This is a genomic window from Protaetiibacter mangrovi (assembly GCF_024752305.1).
GTDB classification, from domain to species: Bacteria; Actinomycetota; Actinomycetes; order Actinomycetales; family Microbacteriaceae; genus Homoserinibacter; species Homoserinibacter mangrovi.
This window is the reverse complement of the sequence record NZ_JANTHX010000005.1, coordinates 427,281-449,278: the sequence shown is the minus strand read 5'-3', so window position 1 is coordinate 449,278 and position 21,998 is coordinate 427,281. Positions and strand designations below refer to the sequence as shown.

Here is a 21,998-nt window from a genome sequence, read left to right as displayed (position 1 = left end):
CGACTATAGCGAACTCGATTCAAAACTGGCTTGACTTCAAAACTGGTATGACTACAGTTATTGCGTGACCAACACCGCTTCCCCTTCGACCGCGCACCCGGACACGACCCGCCGCGCGTGGTTCATGCTCATCGTCATCACGATGCTCACGACAGCCGGCATGACGGTCGTGCTGCCGATCCTCCCCTTCGTCGTGCTGCGCTACGTGCCCGACCAGGCGAACCTCGGGCTCTGGGTGGGCGTGCTCGAGACCGTCAACGCGCTGTGCGCGTTCCTCGTGGCCCCACTGCTGGGTCGCGTCTCCGACCGCTACGGTCGGCGACCGGTGATCATCGTCGCCGGGTTCGGCGCGGCGCTCGGCTACCTGCTGTTCGGCATCGGCGGCTCCATCTGGGTGCTGCTGCTCGGCCGCGTCATCCAGGGGCTGACGGCAGGCGATCTGCCGGCCCTCTTCGCCTACCTCGCCGACATCACCCCGCCCGAGAAGCGCGCCCGCCGCTTCGGCATCCTGGGCGCGCTCTCCGGCATCGGCACGATGGTCGGCCCGGCGGTCGGCGGCCTGCTCGCCGCCATCGACGTCGACCTGCCGGTGTTCGTGACCGCCGCCATCGCGGCGCTCATCGCCGTGCTCAGCATCTTCCTGCTGCCCGAGAGCCTCGCACCCGAGAAGCGCACGCCGCGGCTCCAGCTGACGGCGCTGCACCCGTTCGCCGCCTTCCGGGATGCGTTCCGCCGACCGCAGCTGCGGTTCCTGCTCGTCGGCCTCGTGCTCGTCGGCATCCCGTTCGGATTCTTCGTGAACAACTTCAGCGTGCTCGCCCTCGACTCCATCGGCTGGAACGCGACCTCGATCGGCCTGCTCACCGCCGCCGTCGGCATCATCGACATCGCGATCCAGGGGGTGCTGCTGGGAGTGCTGCTGCCCCGACTCGGCGAGCGCGGCGTCATCATCAGCGGTGTCGCCACCCAGGCGATCGGGCTGCTCGGGCTGGCGCTCGTCGCATCCCTGCTCGCCGAACCGTGGCTCTTCATCGTGGGCACGCTCGCCCTCGCGGCCGGACAGGGCGCCGCGACGGCGACCATGGACGGCGTGCTCTCGAACTCGGTGGGCGACGACGAGCAGGGATGGCTCGCCGGCACCACGCAGTCGCTGAGCGCGGCCATCGGGATCGTCGCCCCGCTCACGGCGGGCGCGCTCTACTCGCAACTGACCCATTCGGCGCCCTACTGGCTGGGCGTCGCGATGATGATCGCCGCGATCGCGGTGCTCACGCGGGCGACGTTCCCCTCCGCGGCACGCGAGCCCGAGCCGGCGGAGGTCGCCGCTCAATAGGGCTGTTCGACCGACAACCCGGTGCGCAGCTCGGGCAGCAGGTGACCGAGGTCGTTGTGCGTCACGAGCACCGGCGGCTTCGCCGAGCGCACCCGGATGATCGTGAGACCGCAGTTGGCCTGGTTGATGCCCAGCCAGCGCCAGCTCGCGGCCCCGAACACCTCGCGCACGAACCAGCCGATCACGAAGTTGTGCGTGATGAGCAGGTCGTGGCGGTCCTCGCGGGTCGGCGCGAGCCACTCCGCGGTCGCGTCGGCCATCTGCGCCTCGCCCGCCTCGATCTCCTCACGGGTGACCGAGCCGAAGAAGTGCTCCCACGCGTGCGGGAGGTCGGGGGTCGGACCGGACGGCACGCAGTCCATGAGCAGCGCCGACGGCTCCGGCTCGATGGCCGGCATCCGGTCGGTCATGATGCGCGCCGTCTCCTGGGCGCGCTGCAGCGGTGACGTCCAGGCGCCCGTGAACGGCACACCCCCGAGGCGCTCGGCGATGGCCTGGGCCTGGCGCACGCCCCGCGCCGACAGCGGACCGTCGGGCAGGCCGTGCTCGGCGTCCTGCTGCTCGCCGTGGCGGACCAGGTAGAGGAAACGCGACATCGGGAGGTCCTAGGCCGCCGCCGGCTCGCCGTCGAGGCCGGCGAAGGCGGCGGGGGCGACGGCTCCGACGGCCGCCGTCGACAGAGGGCGCTCGACGAGCTCCCCCGCGAGCTCGCGCACCTCGGATGCCGTGACGGCGTCGATGCGCCGCAGCGTCTCGTCGAGGTCGGAGAACTCGCCGAGGGTGAGCTCGCTGCGCCCGAGGCGGCTCATGCGGGTGTCGGAATCCTCGAGCGCGAGCGCGGAGGCGCCGCCGAGCTGCCCGCGGGCGCGCAGCAGCTCCTCCTCGGTGATGCCGTCGGTCGCGACGCGGCGGAACTCGGCGAGCATCAGCTCGGCCACATCGGCGGCGCGCTTCGGCGAGCAGCCCGCGTAGAGACCCACGAGGCCGGCGTCCGAGTAGCTGGACGCGAAGGAGTACACCGAGTAGGCGAGGCCGCGCTTCTCGCGCACCTCCTGGAACAGCCGCGAGCTCATGCCGCCGCCGAGCACCGAGTTGAGCACCGTCAGCGCGGGGCGGCGCGGGTCGGCCGCGGCGAGCCCGGCGACTCCGAGGTAGAGGTTGACCTGCTCGAGCGGCCGGTCGACGATCACGAGCGGGGCGCCCCGCTCGATCAGCTCGGACGACGGGTCGCGCCGCGGCACCGGGGCGGCGTCCACGTCGAGCTGCCATCCGGCCGCCGCGAGCGCCGAGGTGGCGATCCCGACGATGCGGTCGTGCTCGACGGCGCCGGCAACGGTGATCACGAGATCCCGCGGGCCGTAGTTCTCGCGGTAGTGGGTCCAGACGGCGTCGCGGTCGACGGCGCCGATCGACTCGGGGTTGCCCCCGATGGGGCGGCCGAGCGGATGCGCGCCGAAGACCGCCTCGAAGAAGCGCTCCCCCGCGACGTCGCCCGGATCGTCGTCCGCCATCGCGAGCTCCTCGAGGATGACGCCCCGCTCGTTCTCGAACTCGTCGGGGTCGATGAGCGACGACGCGAACATGTCGGCCAGCACCCGAACGGCCATCTCGACGTCGCGGTCGCGCACCTTGGCGTAGTAGCAGGTGTGCTCCTTGGCGGTCACCGCGTTGTGCTCGCCGCCCACCGCGTCGAACGCCACGGCGATGTCGAGGGCGCTGCGCGTGGGTGTGCCCTTGAAGAGCAGGTGCTCGAGGAAATGGGTGGATCCGTAGGTGACGGGTTGCTCGTCGCGCGAGCCGACGGCGACCCAGAAGCCGACGGTCGCGCTCTGGGATCCGGGCACCTGCTCGGTGAGCACGCGCACACCGCTCGGCAGGACGGTGCGTCGCACGAGCGTTCCCCCGGACGCGTCGATGCGGAGTTCCGCGAGGTCGAGAGGGAGCTGCACCGCGCCGTTCATCGAGCCGAGCCTACGCCATCGATCCGGTCCTCTCCGGCGGCCCGACCCCCGGACTGGGGGAACGGATGAGGACAAACAGACAAGTCTGTCTGTCCTCATCGTGTTAGTTTGTCAGCGCGGAAAACGAACGGACCCGAACCGATCGGCACTTCCCAGCCGGGGACCCGTCCCCCCGGGCCGCCCCGTGCGGCAGCTGATCCGCGAGACCCGAACTCGACCGCGCTGCGACCGCCTCCCCGGGCGGTCGCGGCACGTGGGGCCGCACCCCTCCCCGACACCGAAGGAGCACCGGGATGCCGATCGACCTCGTGAAGCCGCCGAAGCGCCACACGCTCGCCCCCGCGAAGCAGCGCATCCTCGACACCGCGGATCGTCTGTTCTACGAGGAGGGCATCCGCGCCGTCGGCATCGATCGCCTGATCGCCGCCTCGACCGTCACCAAGGCCACCTTCTACAAGCATTACGGCTCGAAGGATCGGCTGATCGTCGAGTACATCGCCTACCGGCACCTGCAGGTCGCCGAGCTCGTCGAGGAGGCCGCCCAGGCCACCGACGACCCCGAGCAGCTGCTTCGGGAGATCGCGCAGATCCAGACCCAGTTCATCTCCGCCGCCGGCTTCCGCGGCTGCCCCTTCCTGAACGCCGCGTCCGAGTTCACCGACGCCGCCCACCCGGTGCGACGCGCCGTCGAGCAGCACCGCGAGTGGTTCCACGACATCGTCGAGACCCTGCTGCGCGCGATCGGGCACCCGCTTCCCGGCGACGCGGCCGACGACCTGATGCTCGCCCGCGACGGCGCGATGTCGGGAGGCTACGCGGGCGACTCGATCGCCGCGAACGCCGGCCTGCTGCGCATGTACGAGCGGGTGATCGCCGCCGCGACGGAGCGCGAGGCCGCGTAATTTAGCGGACGCCGCCGTACCGCGCCAGGGGTGCGGGCGGATGCGGCATCGTATGCCGCGGCGACGATATGGTGATCGCCGCGCGGCTCCCCCGCCGCGTCGGATCCCCACGAGGGCTCCGCGACCGGAAGGAGCACCACGTGATCGTCCTGCCCGCCATCACCATCATGACCCTGATCTACCTCGTCGCGACCGTCGTCGCGCTCATCGACGGCATCATCCGCGCCCGAGGCCGCGGCAACACCGTGCTCGCGGTGATCGAGATCGTCGTCGCGGCGCTCATGATCCTCGCGCTCTTCGTCGCGATCCCGTTCGGCGCCATCACACTCGGCATCGCCCTGCTGGTGGTTCTGATCCTGCAGCTCGTGCTGCGGGGGTCGGTGCGACGCGGCGGCGGCGTCTCGCTGACCGTGATCGCGCTCATCGCCACGGCTGTCTGGCTCGTGCTCGCCTTCGGCTGGGTGCACATCCCCGGCGTCAACTGAGACCTGGATGCGCGGCTTCGCCGCTCCCCGATCCGCGGACCGGACAGCGACCGCGCGGGCGCCTCAGGCGCTCGCGCGGTCGAGCTCTGCCAGCTGGTGCCGGCTGAAGCGCACCTCGCACGACGCCATGACGTCGAACAGCTGATCGGCCGAGCTCACCGAGACGACGGGAGCCACCACCTCGGGCTTGCTCAGCAGCCACCCGAGCGCGATCGTCGCCGGTGCGGCCCCGTCGTGTTCGCGCGCCACCTTCTCGAGCGCCGTCAGCACGCGCTTTCCACGGCGGCTGAGGTGGGGGGCGATGTAGGCGGCGGCAGGCGTCGAGGCGAGCTGGGCGCGCGTGCGATATGCACCGGTGAGGAAGCCTCCCGCGAGCGGGAACCGCGGCATCACGGCGAGGCCCTGCTGCGCGGCGACGCGGGCGAGATCGCCCTCGTATCCGCTGCGGTTGACCAGGCTGTACTCGTTCTGGAGCGCCGACATGGGGGCGACGCCGAGAAGGGCGCACGCCACGCGCGCCGCGAGCAGCCGGGTGCCCGTGTGGTCCGACATCCCGAAGGTGCGCACCTTGCCGCGCCGGATGAGCTCGTCGACCGCGAGAAGCGTCTCCTCGAAGGGCACGTCGGTGTCGTCGACGTGCAGGTAGAGCAGGTCGATGCGGTCGGTTCCGAGGCGCCGCAGCGACGCGTCGACGGCTGCCGGGATCGCCGACGCCGAGAGGCCAGGGTGCGCCGTGGACTTGCCGACCTTGGTGGCCAGCACCATCGCGTCGCGGTTGCCGCGGCGCCGCATCCACTCGCCGACGAGCTGCTCGCTGCGGCCCTCGCTGTACGAGTCGGCCGTGTCGATCATGTTGCCGCCGAGCGCGGTGTACGCGTCGAGGATCTCGCCGACGGCGGCATCCGACACATGGCTTCCGAAGCGCTTGCCGCTGATGGCGAGCGGGAATACCTCGATGCCGGTGCTCGGGATCTCGCGCCGCAGCGGCGTGGCGCGGCCGACGATGGCGGCCGTCTCGAGCGTGGTGGGAACCGGGGCGACAGGCGACGCGCCGTGCTGCGTCGTCCGTGTCTGCATGATCCCCCACCTCCTCGGGTTGCAGCGAGGCTAGCCCCGTGCACCCGCACACGCCGGGAGGATGGCCGGATCGTTATGAATCGTCACCATTTCGTGATTCCCCTCGACGAACCGGATGCCGCGTGGCAACGTGAGGGCAGGAGGTCATCATGGCGAACGACCCGCTCCAGCGGCTCCCCGACGTGGCAGCGCTCGAGGTGCGCAGTCCCGATTTCGACGACGGCGGCGCCCTGCCCGACTGGGCGCGGGCGCGGGGGGCCGGCGGCCAGGACCTCTCCCCCGGACTGCGCTGGGTCGGCGCACCGGCGGCCACCCGCAGCTTCGTGGTGCGGGTGTTCGATCCCGACGCACCGACCCTCAGCGGCTTCTGGCACTGGGCGGTGTACGACCTGCCCGCCGCGACGGACCACCTCGCCCGCGGCGCCGGCACGCCGTCCTCCGGCCTGCTCCCGGCCGGGGCCGTCACCGTCGCGAACGAGCTGCGGGGCGAGGAGTACACGGGCGCGGCTCCCCCGGCGGGCCACGGCGAGCATCGCTACTTCTTCGTCGTGAGCGCCCTCTCGACGCCGCACCTCGAACTGTCGGCCGGGATCACCCCGGCGGTGCTCGGCTTCGTGCTGCGCGAGCACGAGCTCGCTCGCGGGGTGACGGTGGGCACGAGCGTCACCCCGGCCTGAGACGGCGGATGCCCGCCCCACACGTGGTGGGACGGGCATCCGGGTGGTGATCTCGAGACGCGTCGCTTCGCGGCGCTCCTCGATCACCGAGGTAGAGGTCAGCCCTCGGCGGGAGCCTCCGGGCCGTCGGACGCGGCGGCCGAGCTGTCGGTGTCGGCAGCCTCGGTCTCGGCCTCGTCGACCACCGGGGCGAGCGACAGCTTGCCGCGGTCGTCCATCTTGGTGATCTCGACCATGATCTTCTGCCCGACCGAGAGTACGTCCTCGACGTTCTCGACGCGCTTGCCGCCGGCGAGCTTGCGCACCTCGCTGATGTGCAGCAGGCCGTCCTTGCCGGGGAGCAGCGAGACGAACGCACCGAAGGTGGCGATCTTCACGACCGTGCCGAGGAACCGCTCGCCGACCTCCGGGTTGACCGGGTTGCCGATCGCGAGCACCTGCGCACGGGCCGCCTCGGCCGAGGGGCCGTCGACCGCGCCGATGTAGACGGTGCCGTCCTCCTCGATCGAGATCTCGGCGCCGGTCTCGTCCTGGATCGCGTTGATCGTCTTGCCCTTGGGGCCGATGAGCTCGCCGATCTTGTCGACCGGGATGTTCACCGAGATCACGCGCGGCGCGGTCGGAGCCATCTCGTCCGGTCCGTCGATCGCCTGGTTGATGACCGAGAGGATCGCCGTGCGGGCGTCCTTCGCCTGCGACAGCGCGCCCGCGAGCACATCCGAGGGGATGCCGTCGAGCTTGGTGTCGAGCTGGATCGCGGTCACGAACTCGCTGGTGCCGGCGACCTTGAAGTCCATGTCGCCGAGCGCATCCTCCGCGCCCAGGATGTCGGTGAGCGCCGCGTAGCGGGTCTCGCCGTCGACCGTGTCGGAGACGAGGCCCATCGCGATGCCGGCGACCGGGGCCTTGAGCGGCACGCCGGCGTTCAGCAGCGACAGGGTCGAAGCGCACACGGAGCCCATCGAGGTGGAGCCGTTCGAGCCGAGGGCCTCGGAGACCTGACGGATCGCGTACGGGAACTCCTCGCGACTCGGCAGCACCGGCACGAGGGCGCGCTCGGCGAGGAAGCCGTGCCCGATCTCGCGACGCTTCGGCGACCCGACGCGGCCGGTCTCACCGGTCGAGTAGGGCGGGAAGTTGTAGTGGTGCAGGTAGCGCTTCTTGGTGACCGGGCTCAGCGAGTCGATCTGCTGCTCCATCTTGAGCATGTTGAGCGTCGTGACGCCGAGGATCTGCGTCTCGCCGCGCTGGAAGATGGCGGAGCCGTGCACGCGCGGGATGACCTGCACCTCGGCGTCGAGCGCACGGATGTCGGTCAGGCCGCGGCCGTCGATGCGGACGCCCTCGGTGAGGATGCGGCCGCGCACGATCTTCTTCGTGACGGCCTTGTACGCCGCCGACACCATCGGCGGGATGTCGCCGCCGAGCTCGCCGGCGACGGCCTTCTCGTTGATCGCGAGCTTGACGCGCTCCTTGAGGGCGTCGTCCTTCTCCTGGCGCTCGATCTTGTCGGCGATCTGGTAGATCCCGACGAGCTCGTCGTAGGCGAGCTCGGCGACGGCGTCGTAGGCGGCCTGGCTGTAGTCGACGAAGATCGGGTAGTCCTTGATCTCCTTGGCCGACTGCGCGGCGAGCTGCTCCTGCGCCTTCACGAGCTGGGCGATGAACGGCTTGGCCGCCTCGAGACCCTCGGCGACGACGGCCTCGTTCGGCTTGACGGCACCGCCCTGGATGAGCTCCCAGCTGTGCTCGGTGGCCTCGGCCTCGACCATCATGATCGCGACGTCCTCGGAGCCGTCGGCCTTCGTCACGACGCGACCGGCGACGACCAGGTCGAACACCGCATCCGCGAGCTGCGAGTGCTTCGGGAAGGCGACCCACTGGCCGCCCGCCTCGCCCGGCGTCGGGATGAGCGCGAGGCGCACACCGGCGATCGGGCCGGAGAACGGCAGACCCGAGATCTGGGTCGAGGCGCTCGCCGCGTTGATCGCGAGGGCGTCGTAGAACTCGTCGGGCGCGATGCTGAGCACCGTGATGACGACCTGCACCTCGTTGCGGATGCCGTCGGCGAACGACGGGCGCAGCGGGCGGTCGATGAGACGGCAGACGAGGATCGCCTCGGTCGAGGGGCGGCCCTCGCGACGGAAGAACGAGCCGGGGATCTTGCCGGCGGCGTAGGAACGCTCCTCGACGTCGACCGTCAGCGGGAAGAAGTCGAAGCCGTCACGCGGCTGCTTCGACACGCTCGTCGCGGACAGCAGCATGGTGTCCTCGTCGAGGTAGGCGGCGACGGCGCCCTGGGCCTGCTGCGCGAGACGACCGGTCTCGAAGCGGATGGTGCGGGTGCCGAACTTGCCGTTGTCCAGAACGGCTTCGGCGAACTTGATCTCGGGACCTTCCACGAGGTCTCACTCCTTGCTGCCGCGATACGCGCGGCACTACATCGGAGCAGGAGCGGGCAGGAAGGACGTGGGCGCACTGAGATTCGCGCGCCGGCCGCCGGGATCTGGTCAACAGTAGAAGGGCTCCGACTCCCTGTTCGGAGAACCACCACCGGTGACCAGCTTCGTGCCGGCCTGCTCCGGATCATCCCCATCATGCTCGCGCACGCGGGGCAGCCGCCGGATGGCGGCCGGACCCATGCTATCAGCCGCACTACCCGCGGGCGAGGATGTCGCTGCCCGAGCCGCAGGCGCGTCGCGCGGCGATCACGGCATCCGCGCTCTGGTCGACGAGGGCGAAGTAGTAGTCCGCCCAGAGCGCGCTGTAGTCGGAGAGGTACTCGCGCGCGATCCGGTGCGACCAGTTGAGCTGCCCCCGCGCCGAGAGGCAGGGCAGCATCCAGCGCATCCCGTAGTCGTAGAGCTCGAGGCGCTCGGCCTGCGTCACGAGGTCGGACGGCGCACCGAAGATGCCCTCGCCCCCGATCGGGAACTCGGCCAGGCACCCGTTCAGCTGGTCCTCGATCCGCTGCGCCTCCTCCGGGTCGAGCCCGGTGCCGATGACGTCGACGGTGATCCGCCCCTCGCGTAGACCCACCGCGGCACTGCCCGAGAACGTCGGGACCTCGTTGAGGCAGCCCTGGTACACCGCCCACGCGACATCGCCGGGGACCGTGTCGGATGCGGCGGGCGGGGCCGCGGGACGCGCTCCGTGCACCGCGAGCACCCCGAGGTGACGAGAGCGGCCGCCACCACGAACGCCCCGCCTGCTGCGGTCATCACCGCGTCGGCCCGTCGCATCCGGCTCGCCCCTCGCGCTACCAGACCCAGCCCGAGGGGCCGACGATCGGAGGGATCGGGTCGCATCGCCATCGAGCGTCGAGCACCCGCTCGAAGGGCACGCTCGTGACGTCGGCGCTGCCGAGCAGATACCAGGGGACGACGTTCGGCTCCACGAAGTCGGCGAACGCCGGCAGCGCGACCTCGAAACCGCTGCCCCGCAGGCAGGGCACCTGCCAGGCGAGGGCCCATCGGTAGAGCTCGAGGCGGTCCGCCGGGGTCGCCACGATCAGCCGATCGGATGTCGCGACCCGTCGATCGCTCAGGCACGCGCTGAGACTGCGCGTGGCGGGGGCGTCGACGACGACACCTCCCACGTCGTCGGTGATCGGCGCGCCGTCGAGCCCCGTCTCGGAGACCTCGACGTGCACGCGCCCGTCGGCGTCGTAGCCGAAGGAGGTGATCATGCGGGACGGGTCCTCCTCCGAGCACGAGGCGACCCAGGTCCAGAGCAGATCCTCCGGCACGCGATCGCCGTCGAGACCCCCGGCACGCGCCGGTGCCGCGGCGTGCCCCGCCAGCACGATCCCCGACGCGAGGGCGCAGGCGGCGACGATGCCGACCCCGAGGACGGCGCGCAGGCGGCGGCGCGTACTCACCCCGCCATCATCCCACCGGCCGGAGCGCGACGTCGGGGACGAAGGGGCTCAGTACACGCCCTGTCCGTCGGTCACGAGCTCATCCCCCGGCCCAGGCGAACGGCGCCGATGGCGAGCCGCAGTCCTCGCGCGCGGCGAGCAGACTGTCGAGACCGTCCTGCCCGAAGTAGTCGTAGAAGTTCAGCCATGGCGTCGCCGTGGCGCGATCGACCCCGAGATAACCCTCGACGGTGGGGATGCGCTGCGGCAGTTGCCGATGCGCGGCGAGACACGGCAGCAGCCAGCGCTGGGCGACGTCGTAGGTGACGAGCCGTTCCGCCGCGCTCGGGAATCGCGGCGCCGTGCCCGGCAGCTCATCGGGGAAGCTGTAGCCGGCGAGGCACTCGTTCGTGAACCGCTCGGCCAGCGCCGACTCCTCCTCCCGTCCGGAGACGGGGGTCAGCTGCACGGTCATACGTCCGTCGGTCAGAGTCACCGTCTCGCTGCTGAACGTCCCCATCTCGTCGGGCGACGAACACGAACTCAGAACAGCCCAGCTGAGATCGGCGGGCACCGTCGAGTTGGCATCCCTGAACGTGACCTGCGGTGAGCCGTGGATCGCGAGGCTCGCGATGGCCGCCACGATGACGATGCCGACCAGCACACCCCCGATGCGTGCCGCTCTTCTCTCGCGCCGCGTCATCCCCTCATTGTCGACGCGGCTCAGCGGATGTCGAGGGGACTCGCCACCCCGGCGCGTCCCGGCAGGATCGGCACGAGCTCGTCGTGCTTCGCCACCCGCCCGTCGCCCGCGGTGCGGCCCCGGATGCGGCGGGCGGCCCACGGCCGCACGTGCGTCCACAGCCAGCGGGCGTGCGACAGCGGCTCGTCGTCGGCGCCCGGCTCCTCGTCGTGCATCGCGGCCTCGAGGCGGGCGAGCTCGGCGGCGCCCGCGAGTCCGAGGGTCTCGGCGGCCGCGTAGGAGAGCATGCGGTGCCCCCGGGAGCTGAGGTGCACGCGGTCGCCCGCCCACATCCGGGGATCGGCGAGGTCGAGCTCGGCGCTCGGGTCGAGGAAGAGGGCCCCCGACTCGCGTGCGCGGCGGCTGAGCTCGCGCGCGAAGACGAGGGTGCGGTCGTGGAGCGCCCGCAGGTACCCGCGCGGGGGCGCGAAGGGCGCGACGAGCAGCACCGTGCACCCGGTCTCGCGCGCGCGGTCGACGCCGTCGGCCACCCGACGGGCCAGCGTCACCGTGGGGGCGCCGATCCGCACCAGGTCGTTGGCGCCGACCAGAACGGTCACGAGCTCGGCCTTCAGCTCGAGCGCACGCGGCAGCTGATGCTCGACGACGTCGGCCACGCGCCTGCTGCGCACCGCGAGATTGCCGTAGTGCAGCGGCGCGCGGCGCCCGTCGGCGTGGGCCAGCAGCAGGGCCAGGCGGTCGGTCCACCCGCGGTAGTCGCCCGGCGCCTGCCGCGAGGTGTCGCAGAGCCCCTCGGTGAGGGAGTCCCCGACCGCGGCGAATCGCGTGATGCGCGACACGGCGGGCACCTCCTCGACCCGCCGTTCGGACGCGACGACGGGGGCGGGCGCCGCGTTCATCACCATCGCCGCGCGGTAGTGGCCGAGCAGCTCGTCGCCGAGGGCCGCCCAGCTGCGCCCCTCGACCGCCGCACGCGCCGCCACGGAGAACGCACGGCGCTTGGCGGCGTCGCCCGCGAGGTCCGCGACCCGTGCCCGCAGGTCGGCCAGGTCGCCGGGGCGGTAGAGCCACCCGGTGCGGCCGCTGTCGACGAGATCACGCGGCCCGCCGCGCCCGGTCGCCACGACGGGGACGCCGCTCGCGAGCGCCTCCTGCACGGTCTGGCAGAAGGTCTCGCTCTCGCCGGGGTGCACGAAGAGGTCGAGGCTCGCGACGTCGACGGCGAGCTCGTCGCCGCCGCGGAAGCCGAGGAACTCCGCCCCGGGGAGCAGCGACTCGAGGCGCGCCCGATCGGGACCGTCGCCGATGACGACCATGCGGATGCCGGGCAGCTCGGCGAGCGCCGCCAGGTCCTCCACCTGCTTCTCGGGCGCGAGCCGCCCGACGTAGCCGACCAGCACCTCGCCGTCGGGCGCCAGCTCGGCGCGCCGGGCGGCGGAGCGCCGGTCGGGGTGGAAACGCTCCGCATCGACGCCGCGCGCCCAGCGGCGCACCCGGGGCACTCCGAGCACCGCCAGGTCGTCCGCCGCCGAGGTCGACGGGGCGAGCGTGAGCGTCGCGCGGGCGTGCAGCCGCGTCACGTGACGCCCGAGCTCCGCCTCGGCGGAGGCGATGCCGTACCGCGCCGCATAGCCGGGGATGTCGGTCTGGTAGACGGCGACGGTGGGGATGCCGAGCCGCTGCGCGGCGTTGACCGCCTGCCACCCGAGCAGGAACGGGGATGCCAGGTGCACGACATCCGGGGCGAAGTCGCGCAGCAGCGCCTCGAGCCGGCTCGTCGAGGCGACGGCGAGCCGCACCTGCGGGTAGCCGGGCAGCGGCACGGAGCGGATGAGGGCCAGCTCCGAGCCCGGCAGCTCCGGCACGGTGCGCCCGGTGCGCGGGGCGATCACGAGCGTCTCGTGCCCGCCGCGCTCCAGGTGGCGCACCACCTGCAGCAGCGAGTGGGTGACCCCGTTCATGTGCGGGAGGAAGGATTCGGCGATCAGCGCGACTCTCACGTCGCCAGGATGACCGGCGCGCGACCCGGTCGGCCGCCGCCGACGCAACGGATCGACGAGGGTTCACCGAGTCGACACCCGACCGTCGTGCGCGCCTCTCCCGCGGGTCATCCGGTCGCCGGAGCGTCGCCCGCCGTTCACCGCGGTGTGAGAGACAGGGTTCCGTGGATGCGTGGCTCGAGGCGGTGACGGTCTCGCCCTGGCTGCTCGTCGTGCTGTTCGCGCTCGTGGTGGGCGACGCGTTCCTCGTGGTGCTGCCCAGCGAGACCTTCGTGGTGGCGCTCGGTGCGCTCGCCGCGGCGACCGGGCATCCGTCGCTCTGGCTCGTGGTGCCCGTCGCCGCGGTCGGTGCGGTGGTCGGGGACAGCGCCTGCGTCGCCATCGGGCGCGCCGTGGGCACCGAGCGGTGGGGATGGCAGCGCCGTGGACGGGTGGGTCGCGCGATCGCCCGCGCGCGCGGGCTCGTGCTGCGGCGTCCGGCCACGCTCGTGCTGACCGCGCGCTACATCCCGTTCGCCCGCATCGCGGTGAACCTCTCGATCGGTGCGGCACGCCTGTCGTGGCGCCGTTTCCTGCCGCTGTCGGCCCTCGCGGGGAGCGCATGGGCGCTGTACAACGTGGCGATCGGGGCCCTGTTCGGCACGGTGTTCGCCGACACCCCGTGGCTGGGGATCCTCGTGTCGGTGCCCGTCGCGATCGCGGCGGGTGCGGCGATCGACCTGCTGCTCGGCCGGCGCGCCGCCTATGCTGGCGACATGAGTTCCGACGACAAGGCGACTGCGGCCTCCGAGGAGACCAAGCGCAAGTTCCGCGAGGCGCTCGATCGCAAGAAGCAGCAGCAGCACGACCGCCCCGGGCATCTCGACGGCGACGGCGCCGTGCACGAGGCGCACAACAAGGCCGGCGGCAAGCGGGAGTTCCGCCGCAAGTCGGGCTGACCCGCCTCAGCGCTCGTCCGGCCAGTCCGACGGACCGCGCGATCCGGCGGGGTACTCGTCGAGCGGCACCTTCCCGTGCCGCCAGGCGTCGAGCGCGGGCTCCACGATGCGCCAGCACTCCTCCGCGGCGTCGCCGCGCACCGTGAGCGCCGGGTCGCCGTCGAGGATCGCACCGAGCACCTCCGCGTAGGCACGCTGCGCGCCGAGGCCGAGCTCCGCCTCGAGTTCGGCACGATGCAGCTCGAACGGATCCTCTCCCCCGTTGACGTTGATCGCGACCGAGAGCCGATCGGGTCCCAGCGAGAAGCGGAGCACGGCACCCGCCGGGTCGCCGGTCATGCCCGCGGGCAGGTGCCGCACGGGCCGCAACCGCACGACGATCTCGGTGGCGGGATCCGCGAGCGCCTTGCCCGAGCGCAGCGTGAACGGCACCCCCACCCACCGCGCCGTGCGCACCTCGCACACCAGCTCGGCGAGCGTCTCGGTGCGGTTCGCCGGGTCGACCCCGTCCTCGTCGACGTACGACGGAAGCTGCCGCCCGTCGATGCTGCCTGCCGTGTACCGGGCGCGACGCGAATGGCGCACGGGGTCGTCGTGCCGGATGCGGGTGGCCCGCAGCACCGCCGCGGTCGCGTCGCGCAGGTCCACCTCGCCGAGCGTCGCGGGCGGCTCCATGGCGACGATCGCGAGCACCTGCAGCAGGTGGCTCTGGATCATGTCGACGAGCGCGCCGGCGTGGTCGTAGTAGCCCGCCCGCCCTTCCAGCCCGAGCGACTCGTCGAAGCGGATCTCGACCGATTCCACGTCCTCGGCCGACCAGATCGGCTCGAACAGTCGATTGGCCACGCGGGCCCCGATCACGTTGAGCACCGTCGAACGCCCGAGGAAGTGGTCGACCCGGAAGATGCTCGTCTCGGGCAGCAGCCCGTGCAGCACCTCGTCGAGGTGCTCGGCGCTCGCGCGGTCGGTGCCGAAGGGCTTCTCGAGCGCGAAGACGACGCCATCCGGGAGGTCGTCCGGCGAGAGCGCGGCGCACGCCGCGCCCGTGACCTGCGGGGGCACGGCGAAGTACAGCACGAGGGATCCGCCCTCGGCCGCGCCCATGATCTCGCGCAGCCCGTCGGCCGTCGTCGCGTCGACCTCGAGATACCCGCCGAGCTCGACCCGGTCGAGCGCATCACGGGCGTCGGCGCTTCCGAACGCGTCCTCGACGCGCGATCGCCAGTGCGCGTCGTCCATGCCCGAGCTGCCCGCGCCGACGAGCCTCACCCGCCTCCCGGGTTCGTCGCGCAGCAGCTCGCCGAGTGCCGGGAGCAGCAGCCGTGCGGCCAGATCGCCCGATGCGCCGATGATCGCGAGAGTCGTCACGTCGCCCATGCGCGCGACCCTACTCGGCGTTCCGAGGGGGCGCTGGGGAGAATGGTCGTGATGACAGCGATCGACGACTACGCCCTGCTCAGCGATTGCCGCACCGCGGCGCTCGTCTCCCGTGACGGCTCGATCGACTGGTTGTGTCTGCCGCGCTACGACTCCCCCTCGATCTTCGGCGCCCTGCTCGGCGACGAGGAGCACGGCAGCTGGCAGCTGCGCCCGGTCGACGAGGCCGCCCTCGTGTCCCGTCGCTACGACGACGGCACCTTCACCCTCGTCACCCGGTGGGAGACCGCCGACGGGGTCGCCGAGGTCGAGGAGCTGCTCGTGATGTCGCCCGACGGCGACCCCCGGCGCACCGACCTCGTGCGTCGCATCCGGGGCGTGTCGGGAGGCGTCGAGTTCGCGCAGCGTCTGCGGATGCGGTTCGACTACGCCCGCGCCGTGCCGTGGGTGCGGCAGCGACGGCAGACCGGCGCGCCCGAGCTCGTCGCGATCGCGGGACCCGACGCCGTCGTGCTCCGCGGCGCCGCGCTCGAGGCGGCCGACCATCTGCACAGCGGCACCGTCGCGGTCCGCGAGGGCGAGCTCGTGGATCTGTCGCTCACCTGGTTCCCCTCCTCCGACGAGGCGCCGGCCGCCCTCGACATCGATGCGGCGATCGGGCGCACCAGCGAGTGGTGGCGCGGCTGGTCGGACCGCATCGACGCACCCGACGTCCACCGCGCGCAGGTGCGACGCTCCCTTCTCGTGCTGCGCGCGCTCACCCACCGCGACACGGGTGGCATCGTGGCGGCCGCGACGACCTCGCTCCCCGAGGAGTTCGGCGGCTCGCGCAACTGGGACTACCGCTTCGTGTGGCTGAGAGATGCCGCGCTGACCCTCGAGGCGTTCATCGCCCACGGGTTCCTCGGCATCGCCGAGCACTGGAGGCAGTGGCTGCTGCGCGCGATCGCGGGTGATCCGGCGCAGATGCAGATCGTCTACGGGATCGCCGGCGAACGCGACCTGTGGGAGCGGGAGCTCGCCTCGCTGCCCGGCTACGAGGGGGCCGCACCCGTGCGGGTCGGCAACGCCGCCGCCGAGCAGTACCAGGCCGACGTCATCGGCGAGGTGCTCGTGGCGCTCGACGTCGCGCGCCGAGCCGGTCTCGAGGAGTCCGAGTTCTCCTGGCCGCTGCAGCGCGCGCTGCTCGCGCGCGTCGGCGACCGGATCGACGAGCCCGACTGCGGCATCTGGGAGATCCGCGGCGCCCCGCGCATGTTCACCCACTCGCGGGCGATGATCTGGGCCGCGCTCGACCGCGGCATCCGCGCGGTGAACGAGCACGGGCTCGACGGCCCGGTCGAGGAGTGGGAGCGGCTGCGCGAGCGGATGCGCGCCGAGATCGACGCGCAGGGGGTCGCGCCGGGCGGCTGGTTCCGCCAGAACTACGACGACGACGAGGTGGACGCCTCGCTGCTCATGCTCCCGAGCGTGGGCTACTGCCCGCCCGATGACCCGCGGATGATCGCCACCGTGGAGCGCATCGAGCAGACGCTGATGCGCGACGGCCTCGTCCACCGCTATCGCACCTCGTCCGGGGTGGACGGGCTTCCGGGCGACGAGCACCCCTTCATCGCGTGCTCGTTCTGGCTCGTCGAGCAGTACGCCGCGACCGGGCGCGCCGGCGACGCGATCGCCCTGATGGACCGCGCGTGCGCCCTCGCGAACGACCTCGGGCTGCTGTCCGAGGAGTACGACGTGACCGCCCGCCGCCACGCCGGGAACACCCCGCAGGCCCTGTCGCATCTCGCGCTCGTGCGCGCGGCGGATGCGGTGGGCGGCGCGGAGACCCGGCGCGGCTGAGCTCGCTCAGTCGGAGGCGAGCCCGCCCAGCAGGTGACCGAACGAGCGTCCCTCGCCGAGGAACGCGTCGGGGTCGAACGGGTCGAGCACCTCCTGCTGCTCGCGCCGCGCGATCGACTCGGCGAGCTCGCGCGCGCCGCGCTCGATGCGCGAGGCCAGCGGCTTCACGTCGTCGGCCTGCGCACCCCAGTCGCTCGACGCCGCGAACACACCGGTCGGAACCGGCTCCGCGTGCAGGTAGGCGAACAGCGGACGGATCGCGTAGTCGATCGCGAGCGAGTGGCGGGCGGTTCCCGCGTTCGCGCCGATCAGCACGGGCATCCCGGCGAGCGCGTCCGGGTCGATCACGTCGATGAACGACTTGAACAGCCCCGAGTAGCTCGTCGAGAAGATCGGCGTCACGGCGATCAGGCCGTCGGCCGACACCACCCGGTTGAGGGCGTCCTCGAGCGCGGGCGGCGCGAACCCCGCGAGCAGGTTGTTGGTGATGTCGTGCGCGAGGTCGCGCAGCTCGATCACGTCGACAGTGGCCTCGATCCCGCGCTCCCGCAGCTCGCCGACCGTCGCCGAGGCGAGCCGGTCGGCGAGCATGCGGGTCGACGACGGGTTCGAGAGACCCGCGCTCACGACGGCGATACGGCGGGTCATCGTGCCGCCCCCGTCCGGGTCGCGGCCACGCCGAAGGCGGAGCCGCTCGTGACGGCGACCGCGACCGGGGTGTCCTGGTAGGGGCCGCCGACGGTGAGGTTGTTGCCACCGGCAGACGTCGGCCGCGCCTCGCGGGCGGGACCGTCACCGTAGACCGCGGCGACGCGTGCCGCGTGGGTGGGGGCGTCGGGCACCTCGGCCGGACGGTTCTGCGCCAGCTCGCGTCGCAGCACCGGCACCACCTCGGTTCCGAGCAGGTCGATCTGCTCGAGCACCGTCTTCAGCGGGAGCCCGGCGTGGTCGAGCAGGAACAGCTGGCGCTGGTAGTCGCCGTAGTGCTCCCGCATCGCGGCGTAGCGGTCGACGACCTGCTGCGGGGATCCGACGGTGAGCGGGGTCAGCTCCTGGAACTCCTCGAGCGAGGGCCCGTGACCGTAGACCGGCGCGTTGTCGAAGTACGGGCGGAACGCGGCCACCGCATCCTGCGAGTTCTTCGCCATGAACGCCTGCCCGCCGAGGCCCACGATCGCCTGCTCGGGCGTTCCGTGACCGTAGTGCGCGTAGCGCTGGCGGTAGAGGGTGATGAGGCGCTGGTAGTGCTCCTTGGGCCAGAAGATGTTGTTCGCGAAGAAGCCGTCGCCGTAGTAGGCGGCCTGCTCGGCGATCTCGGGCGTGCGGATGGAGCCGTGCCAGACGAACGGCGCGACCCCGTCGAGCGGGCGCGGGGTCGAGGTGAAGCCCTGCAGCGGGCTGCGGAACTTGCCCTCCCAGTCGACGACGTCCTTCTCCCAGAGCTCGCGCAGCAGGGCGTAGTTCTCGATCGCGAGCGGCAAGCCCTGGCGGATGTCCTGTCCGAACCACGGGTACACCGGGCCGGTGTTGCCGCGTCCCATCACGAGGTCGACGCGACCGCCCGTGAGGTGCTGCAGCATCGCGTAGTCCTCGGCGATCTTCACCGGGTCGTTGGTGGTGATGAGGGTCGTCGCGGTGGACAGGATGAGGCGCTCCGTCTGGGCGCCGATGTAGGCGAGCGTCGTCGTGGGCGAGCTCGAGAAGAACGGCGGGTTGTGGTGCTCGCCGAGGGCGAAGACGTCGAGGCCCACCTCCTCCACGTGCTTCGCGATCGTGACGATGTCGCGGATGCGCTGCGCCTCGCTCGGCGTCTCGCCCGTGGTGGGATCGCGCGTGATGTCGCTCACGCTGAAGATGCCGAACTGCATCTGGCTGCTCATGGCCTGTTCCGTCTCCTCGGTATTTCTATGCATTTGCATTGATATCCGGTGAAACCGTACGGATGCCGGGAGTATTCCCGACGCCAGCGCGGCATCCGGTGCTCCCGTAGCCTGAATGCATGGCGACCGTCGAGCTCACCGAGAAGACCTTCGAGAACACCGTGCTGGAGGGCGACATCGTGCTCGTCGACTTCTGGGCCGCCTGGTGCGGACCGTGCCGCGCGTTCGGGCCGGTGTTCGAGGCCGCGAGCGAGAAGCACCCCGACATCACCTTCGCCAAGGTCGACACGGATGCCGAGCAGGGTCTCTCCGCGGCGCTCAACATCAGCTCGATCCCCACCCTGATGGCCTTCCGCGACGGCATCGGCATCTTCGCGCAGGCGGGCGCGCTGCCCGGCCACGTGCTCGAGGACCTCATCGGCCAGATCCGCGCCCTCGACATGGACGAGGTGCGCGAGAAGGTCGCCGCAGCCCAGGCCGAGCTCGACTCCGCGCAGGCCGAGTAGCCGCGACGAGCCGACGCTACTTCAGCGCGCCCATCAGCAGGGTGACGCGGTAGCCCTCGCGCTTCCGGTCGATCCGCACCGGGATGCGCACCTTCACGCCGCGGTCGTCGAGCCGGCGCAGGTTCTCGTCGACCACCGACTCCAGGCCGCGCGGCACCATGCCGACTGGACCGCTCACGCGGCGCCCGGTGAAAAGCCGCACCTCGATCGGCGCATCCTGCCCCTCCGCCTGGATCGAGCGCGGCGAGATCGCCGTCTCGATCCCCGTGGCCCCCGACTCGACCAGCTCGCGCAGCTCGTCCTGGTACGGGTTCGAGTTCGCCAGCACCATCGTGGTGCGCTTGTTGCGGGGGGTCAGGTTGTAGACGTAGTCGTCGAAGCTGCCGAAGCCGCGGTCGTCGCGCGGCAGGTTCGTGTCGACGCCGCGTCGGCGGAACAATGCCATGCCGCGATCCTATGCGGGCTTCAGCGGGCGTCCGACCCGGCACCGGCGAGGACGCGACCGGGCTCGGGTGCGGACGGCGCGGGGGCCGCGGCGGACTCGCGGCAGCACACCGCGCACACCGCCTCGAGCAGCCCGTGTCGACATTCGTCCATGGCACGAAGTGTGCGCCTGGACAGACCGGGCGGCCATCCCCAACTGGGGTGGCACGCGTGCGGGTGCGCACGGGTGTTCGAGAGTCAGGGGGCTCCGCTCCCCGCGAGCAGCTCACGGAGAGCGCGGATCTCCTCCCGGAGCTCCTCGACCTGCCCTCGGGTCGCCGCCTGCTGACGCACGCTGTGTGCATCCACTTTCTCGACGATCCAGGATGCGAAGGTCGCGGTGACGACGCCGATCAGTGTGATCCCTCCGACCATGATGCCGACCGCGACGATCTGACCCGTGGCGGTGATCGGGTAGTAGTCGCCGTAGCCGACGGTCGTGATCGTGACGAAGGCCCACCAGAGGCCCTCTTGGAGATTCTGAATGGATCCGCCCTGGCCACGCTCCGCGTCCAGAACCGCGAGGGCGGCCACGTACACCAGAAGCACGGAAGCGCCCACGACATAGATGATGATGCGCCCACGGAGCGCCGTCCCCGCGGTCCTCTGCAGGATCGTCAACAGGGTCACGAGCCTCAGGAGCCGCAGCGGGCGGAGGATCGGCAGCACGACGATCGCCAGATCGAAGAGATGGGTGAGAAACCAGCGACCGCGCCGTTCCGCGAGCACCAGGTTGACGGAGTAGTCGACCAGGAACACGGCCCACGTGACGATCATGAGCGCCTCGGGAATGACCGCGGCAGCATCGTCCAGATCGCCGATCACCTCCACCGAATAGGCGATGAGGAACACGACCGCGGCCATCGCCAGCGGCCACTCGGTCAGTCGGGCCCAACGTTGCTGTCTCATGGTGGGAGTATCGCGAGCCTCCCGCCCGATGTCGCGCCCCTGCTCGGGGGCCGAACGACGAAGGCCGCCACCTTGCGGTGACGGCCTTCGAAGAAGAAGTTCGCGGTGTCTGTCGACGATGCGCGCTCGGGTCTCGCTCCCTAGCGACGCAGCCCCAGACGCTCGATCAGCGAGCGGTAGCGCTCGATGTCGATGTCCTGGAGGTAGCCGAGCAGCCGGCGACGCTGGCCCACGAGCAGCAGGAGGCCACGACGCGAGTGGTGGTCGTGCTTGTGCTCCTTGAGGTGCTCGGTGAGGTCCTTGATCCGCTTGGTGAGGATCGCGACCTGCACCTCGGGGGATCCGGTGTCTCCGGGGTGGGTGGCGTACTCGTCGATGATCGCCTTCTTGACGTCTGCATCCAGTGCCATAGAGGGATCCCCTTTCTTCTCGTTGCGCGGTGCTCCCCACCCGATGCGGGGGGCTCTCTCGATCCGCGGCCGTTGGACGGCAACCTTGGGAGTCTAGCAGAGCGGGCGGTGCTCAGCGGATGGCGAGCACCAGCACGAGTGCGAACGAGAGCGTCACGAGGAGCGCGATGGTCGACGACACCACGATGCCGGCGACCGCCCACCCGCGGCGGCGCAGCATCCCGTCGGCCGTGTCGCGCAGCCCCCGCACGCCGAAGCGGATGGAGGTGGTCGCGAGCGCGGCGACCACGAGCAGCTGGAGACCCTGCAGGAAGATCGCGGCCTCGGTGAGCCGCGCCGCATCCGACACCAGGTAGACGACCGCGAACGCGAGCCCGCCGACCACCGCGTTGGCGAGCACCACGAGCCCGGCGAACTGCAGGCTGCGGGTGGCGGCGACGTCGGCGGCCGGACGACCCGTCGCCGGGATCACGACTCGCGCTCCGCAGTGCGCGCAGAACGGCTCGCCCTCGAGCGAGGGCGCCCGGCAGCTGGCGCAGGCGATGCCGCGACGCGCGCGCTCGACCGTCGTGCCGAAGGGCAGACGGGTCGTGGGGGCGGCGACCGTCATGCCCCCCATTCTGGGGGTACGCGGTGCCGGCGGCAAGGGGCGGAGG

Annotated in this window: 22 protein-coding genes; 7 read left to right on the top strand and 15 right to left on the bottom strand. The window is 71.6% G+C overall.

Going from position 1 to position 21,998, the window contains the following annotated elements; translation table 11 throughout:
• The first annotated feature begins 64 nt into the window (after positions 1-64).
• Complete coding sequence (locus NUH29_RS07010; RefSeq protein ID WP_258798317.1) at positions 65-1,333, top strand: MFS transporter; 1,269 nt, start codon at positions 65-67, stop codon at positions 1,331-1,333.
• Here the strand turns inward: NUH29_RS07010 and NUH29_RS07005 are convergent.
• A complete protein-coding gene (locus tag NUH29_RS07005) occupies positions 1,327-1,929 on the bottom strand; it encodes a histidine phosphatase family protein (protein WP_258798316.1) in 603 nt (200 codons plus the stop codon). The two genes, NUH29_RS07010 and NUH29_RS07005, sit on opposite strands and share 7 nt — an antisense overlap.
• A 9-nt stretch (positions 1,930-1,938) precedes the next feature.
• Positions 1,939-3,294: a M16 family metallopeptidase gene (locus NUH29_RS07000; RefSeq protein WP_258798315.1), complete on the bottom strand. Its 1,356-nt coding sequence runs from the start codon at positions 3,292-3,294 to the stop codon at positions 1,939-1,941.
• Positions 3,295-3,587: 293 nt separating this feature from the next.
• Here NUH29_RS07000 and NUH29_RS06995 point away from each other — a divergent pair, with 293 nt between their 5' ends.
• Both NUH29_RS06995 and NUH29_RS06990 read left to right on the top strand, forming a co-directional pair.
• Positions 3,588-4,196: a TetR/AcrR family transcriptional regulator gene (locus tag NUH29_RS06995; protein WP_258798314.1), complete on the top strand. Its 609-nt coding sequence runs from the start codon at positions 3,588-3,590 to the stop codon at positions 4,194-4,196.
• Between the two features lie 140 nt (positions 4,197-4,336).
• Positions 4,337-4,681 carry a hypothetical protein gene (locus NUH29_RS06990; protein WP_258798313.1) on the top strand — a complete coding sequence of 115 codons (345 nt, stop codon included), beginning with the start codon at positions 4,337-4,339 and terminating at the stop codon, positions 4,679-4,681.
• 63 nt (positions 4,682-4,744) lie between these two features.
• Here NUH29_RS06990 and NUH29_RS06985 read toward each other — a convergent pair whose 3' ends face one another.
• A complete protein-coding gene (locus tag NUH29_RS06985; protein ID WP_258798312.1) occupies positions 4,745-5,758 on the bottom strand; it encodes an aldo/keto reductase in 1,014 nt (337 codons plus the stop codon).
• 149 nt (positions 5,759-5,907) lie between these two features.
• Here NUH29_RS06985 and NUH29_RS06980 point away from each other — a divergent pair, with 149 nt between their 5' ends.
• Positions 5,908-6,435, top strand: a complete 528-nt coding sequence (locus NUH29_RS06980) for a YbhB/YbcL family Raf kinase inhibitor-like protein (RefSeq protein WP_258798311.1) — start codon at positions 5,908-5,910, stop codon at positions 6,433-6,435.
• 98 nt (positions 6,436-6,533) lie between these two features.
• Here the strand turns inward: NUH29_RS06980 and NUH29_RS06975 are convergent, their stop codons facing one another.
• The 5 genes from NUH29_RS06975 to NUH29_RS06955 form a co-directional block, all read right to left on the bottom strand.
• Positions 6,534-8,837 carry a polyribonucleotide nucleotidyltransferase gene (locus tag NUH29_RS06975; protein WP_258798310.1) on the bottom strand — a complete coding sequence of 768 codons (2,304 nt, stop codon included), beginning with the start codon at positions 8,835-8,837 and terminating at the stop codon, positions 6,534-6,536.
• A gap of 253 nt (positions 8,838-9,090) precedes the next feature.
• Positions 9,091-9,603 (bottom strand): hypothetical protein, encoded by a 513-nt coding sequence (locus NUH29_RS06970; RefSeq protein ID WP_258798309.1) that lies wholly within the window; start codon positions 9,601-9,603, stop codon positions 9,091-9,093.
• A 91-nt stretch (positions 9,604-9,694) separates the two neighbouring features.
• On the bottom strand, positions 9,695-10,315 hold the full coding sequence (locus tag NUH29_RS06965; RefSeq protein ID WP_258798308.1) for a hypothetical protein: 621 nt from the start codon (positions 10,313-10,315) through the stop codon (positions 9,695-9,697).
• A 79-nt stretch (positions 10,316-10,394) separates the two neighbouring features.
• Positions 10,395-10,997, bottom strand: a complete 603-nt coding sequence (locus NUH29_RS06960) for a hypothetical protein (protein ID WP_258798307.1) — start codon at positions 10,995-10,997, stop codon at positions 10,395-10,397.
• A gap of 20 nt (positions 10,998-11,017) precedes the next feature.
• The gene (locus NUH29_RS06955) at positions 11,018-12,997 is read right to left on the bottom strand and encodes a glycosyltransferase (RefSeq protein ID WP_258798306.1); all 1,980 of its coding nucleotides are present in this window, start codon (positions 12,995-12,997) and stop codon (positions 11,018-11,020) included.
• A 164-nt stretch (positions 12,998-13,161) separates the two neighbouring features.
• Between NUH29_RS06955 and NUH29_RS06950 the strand changes: the two genes are divergently transcribed.
• Positions 13,162-13,935 carry a DUF5302 family protein gene (locus tag NUH29_RS06950; protein ID WP_258798305.1) on the top strand — a complete coding sequence of 258 codons (774 nt, stop codon included), beginning with the start codon at positions 13,162-13,164 and terminating at the stop codon, positions 13,933-13,935.
• Between the two features lie 6 nt (positions 13,936-13,941).
• Here NUH29_RS06950 and NUH29_RS06945 read toward each other — a convergent pair whose 3' ends face one another.
• Positions 13,942-15,312: a glucose-6-phosphate dehydrogenase gene (locus NUH29_RS06945; protein ID WP_258798304.1), complete on the bottom strand. Its 1,371-nt coding sequence runs from the start codon at positions 15,310-15,312 to the stop codon at positions 13,942-13,944.
• 51 nt (positions 15,313-15,363) lie between these two features.
• On the opposite strand from NUH29_RS06945, the gene NUH29_RS06940 reads away from it, so the two are divergent.
• Positions 15,364-17,154, top strand: coding sequence for a glycoside hydrolase family 15 protein (locus NUH29_RS06940; protein ID WP_373317440.1), 1,791 nt, complete (start codon positions 15,364-15,366; stop codon positions 17,152-17,154).
• Positions 17,155-17,160: 6 nt separating this feature from the next.
• Here the strand turns inward: NUH29_RS06940 and NUH29_RS06935 are convergent, their stop codons facing one another.
• Positions 17,161-17,802, bottom strand: coding sequence for an FMN reductase (locus tag NUH29_RS06935; RefSeq protein WP_258798302.1), 642 nt, complete (start codon positions 17,800-17,802; stop codon positions 17,161-17,163).
• Positions 17,799-19,022 (bottom strand): LLM class flavin-dependent oxidoreductase, encoded by a 1,224-nt coding sequence (locus NUH29_RS06930; protein WP_258798434.1) that lies wholly within the window; start codon positions 19,020-19,022, stop codon positions 17,799-17,801. Before NUH29_RS06930 ends, NUH29_RS06935 begins: the two co-directional genes overlap by 4 nt.
• Positions 19,023-19,153: 131 nt before the next feature.
• Here NUH29_RS06930 and trxA point away from each other — a divergent pair, with 131 nt between their 5' ends.
• Positions 19,154-19,540 (top strand): thioredoxin, encoded by a 387-nt coding sequence (trxA, locus tag NUH29_RS06925; protein WP_258798301.1) that lies wholly within the window; start codon positions 19,154-19,156, stop codon positions 19,538-19,540.
• Positions 19,541-19,556: 16 nt separating this feature from the next.
• On the opposite strand, the gene NUH29_RS06920 is transcribed toward trxA, so the two are convergent.
• The 4 genes from NUH29_RS06920 to NUH29_RS06905 all read right to left on the bottom strand — a co-directional run bounded on the left by NUH29_RS06920 (position 19,557) and on the right by NUH29_RS06905 (position 21,952).
• The gene (locus NUH29_RS06920; protein ID WP_258798300.1) at positions 19,557-19,985 is read right to left on the bottom strand and encodes a hypothetical protein; all 429 of its coding nucleotides are present in this window, start codon (positions 19,983-19,985) and stop codon (positions 19,557-19,559) included.
• A 236-nt stretch (positions 19,986-20,221) separates the two neighbouring features.
• A complete protein-coding gene (locus NUH29_RS06915; RefSeq protein WP_258798299.1) occupies positions 20,222-20,887 on the bottom strand; it encodes a potassium channel family protein in 666 nt (221 codons plus the stop codon).
• A 185-nt stretch (positions 20,888-21,072) separates the two neighbouring features.
• Positions 21,073-21,342 carry a 30S ribosomal protein S15 gene (gene rpsO, locus NUH29_RS06910; RefSeq protein WP_258798298.1) on the bottom strand — a complete coding sequence of 90 codons (270 nt, stop codon included), beginning with the start codon at positions 21,340-21,342 and terminating at the stop codon, positions 21,073-21,075.
• Between the two features lie 112 nt (positions 21,343-21,454).
• Positions 21,455-21,952: a hypothetical protein gene (locus NUH29_RS06905; RefSeq protein ID WP_258798297.1), complete on the bottom strand. Its 498-nt coding sequence runs from the start codon at positions 21,950-21,952 to the stop codon at positions 21,455-21,457.
• Positions 21,953-21,998: the final 46 nt, after the last annotated feature.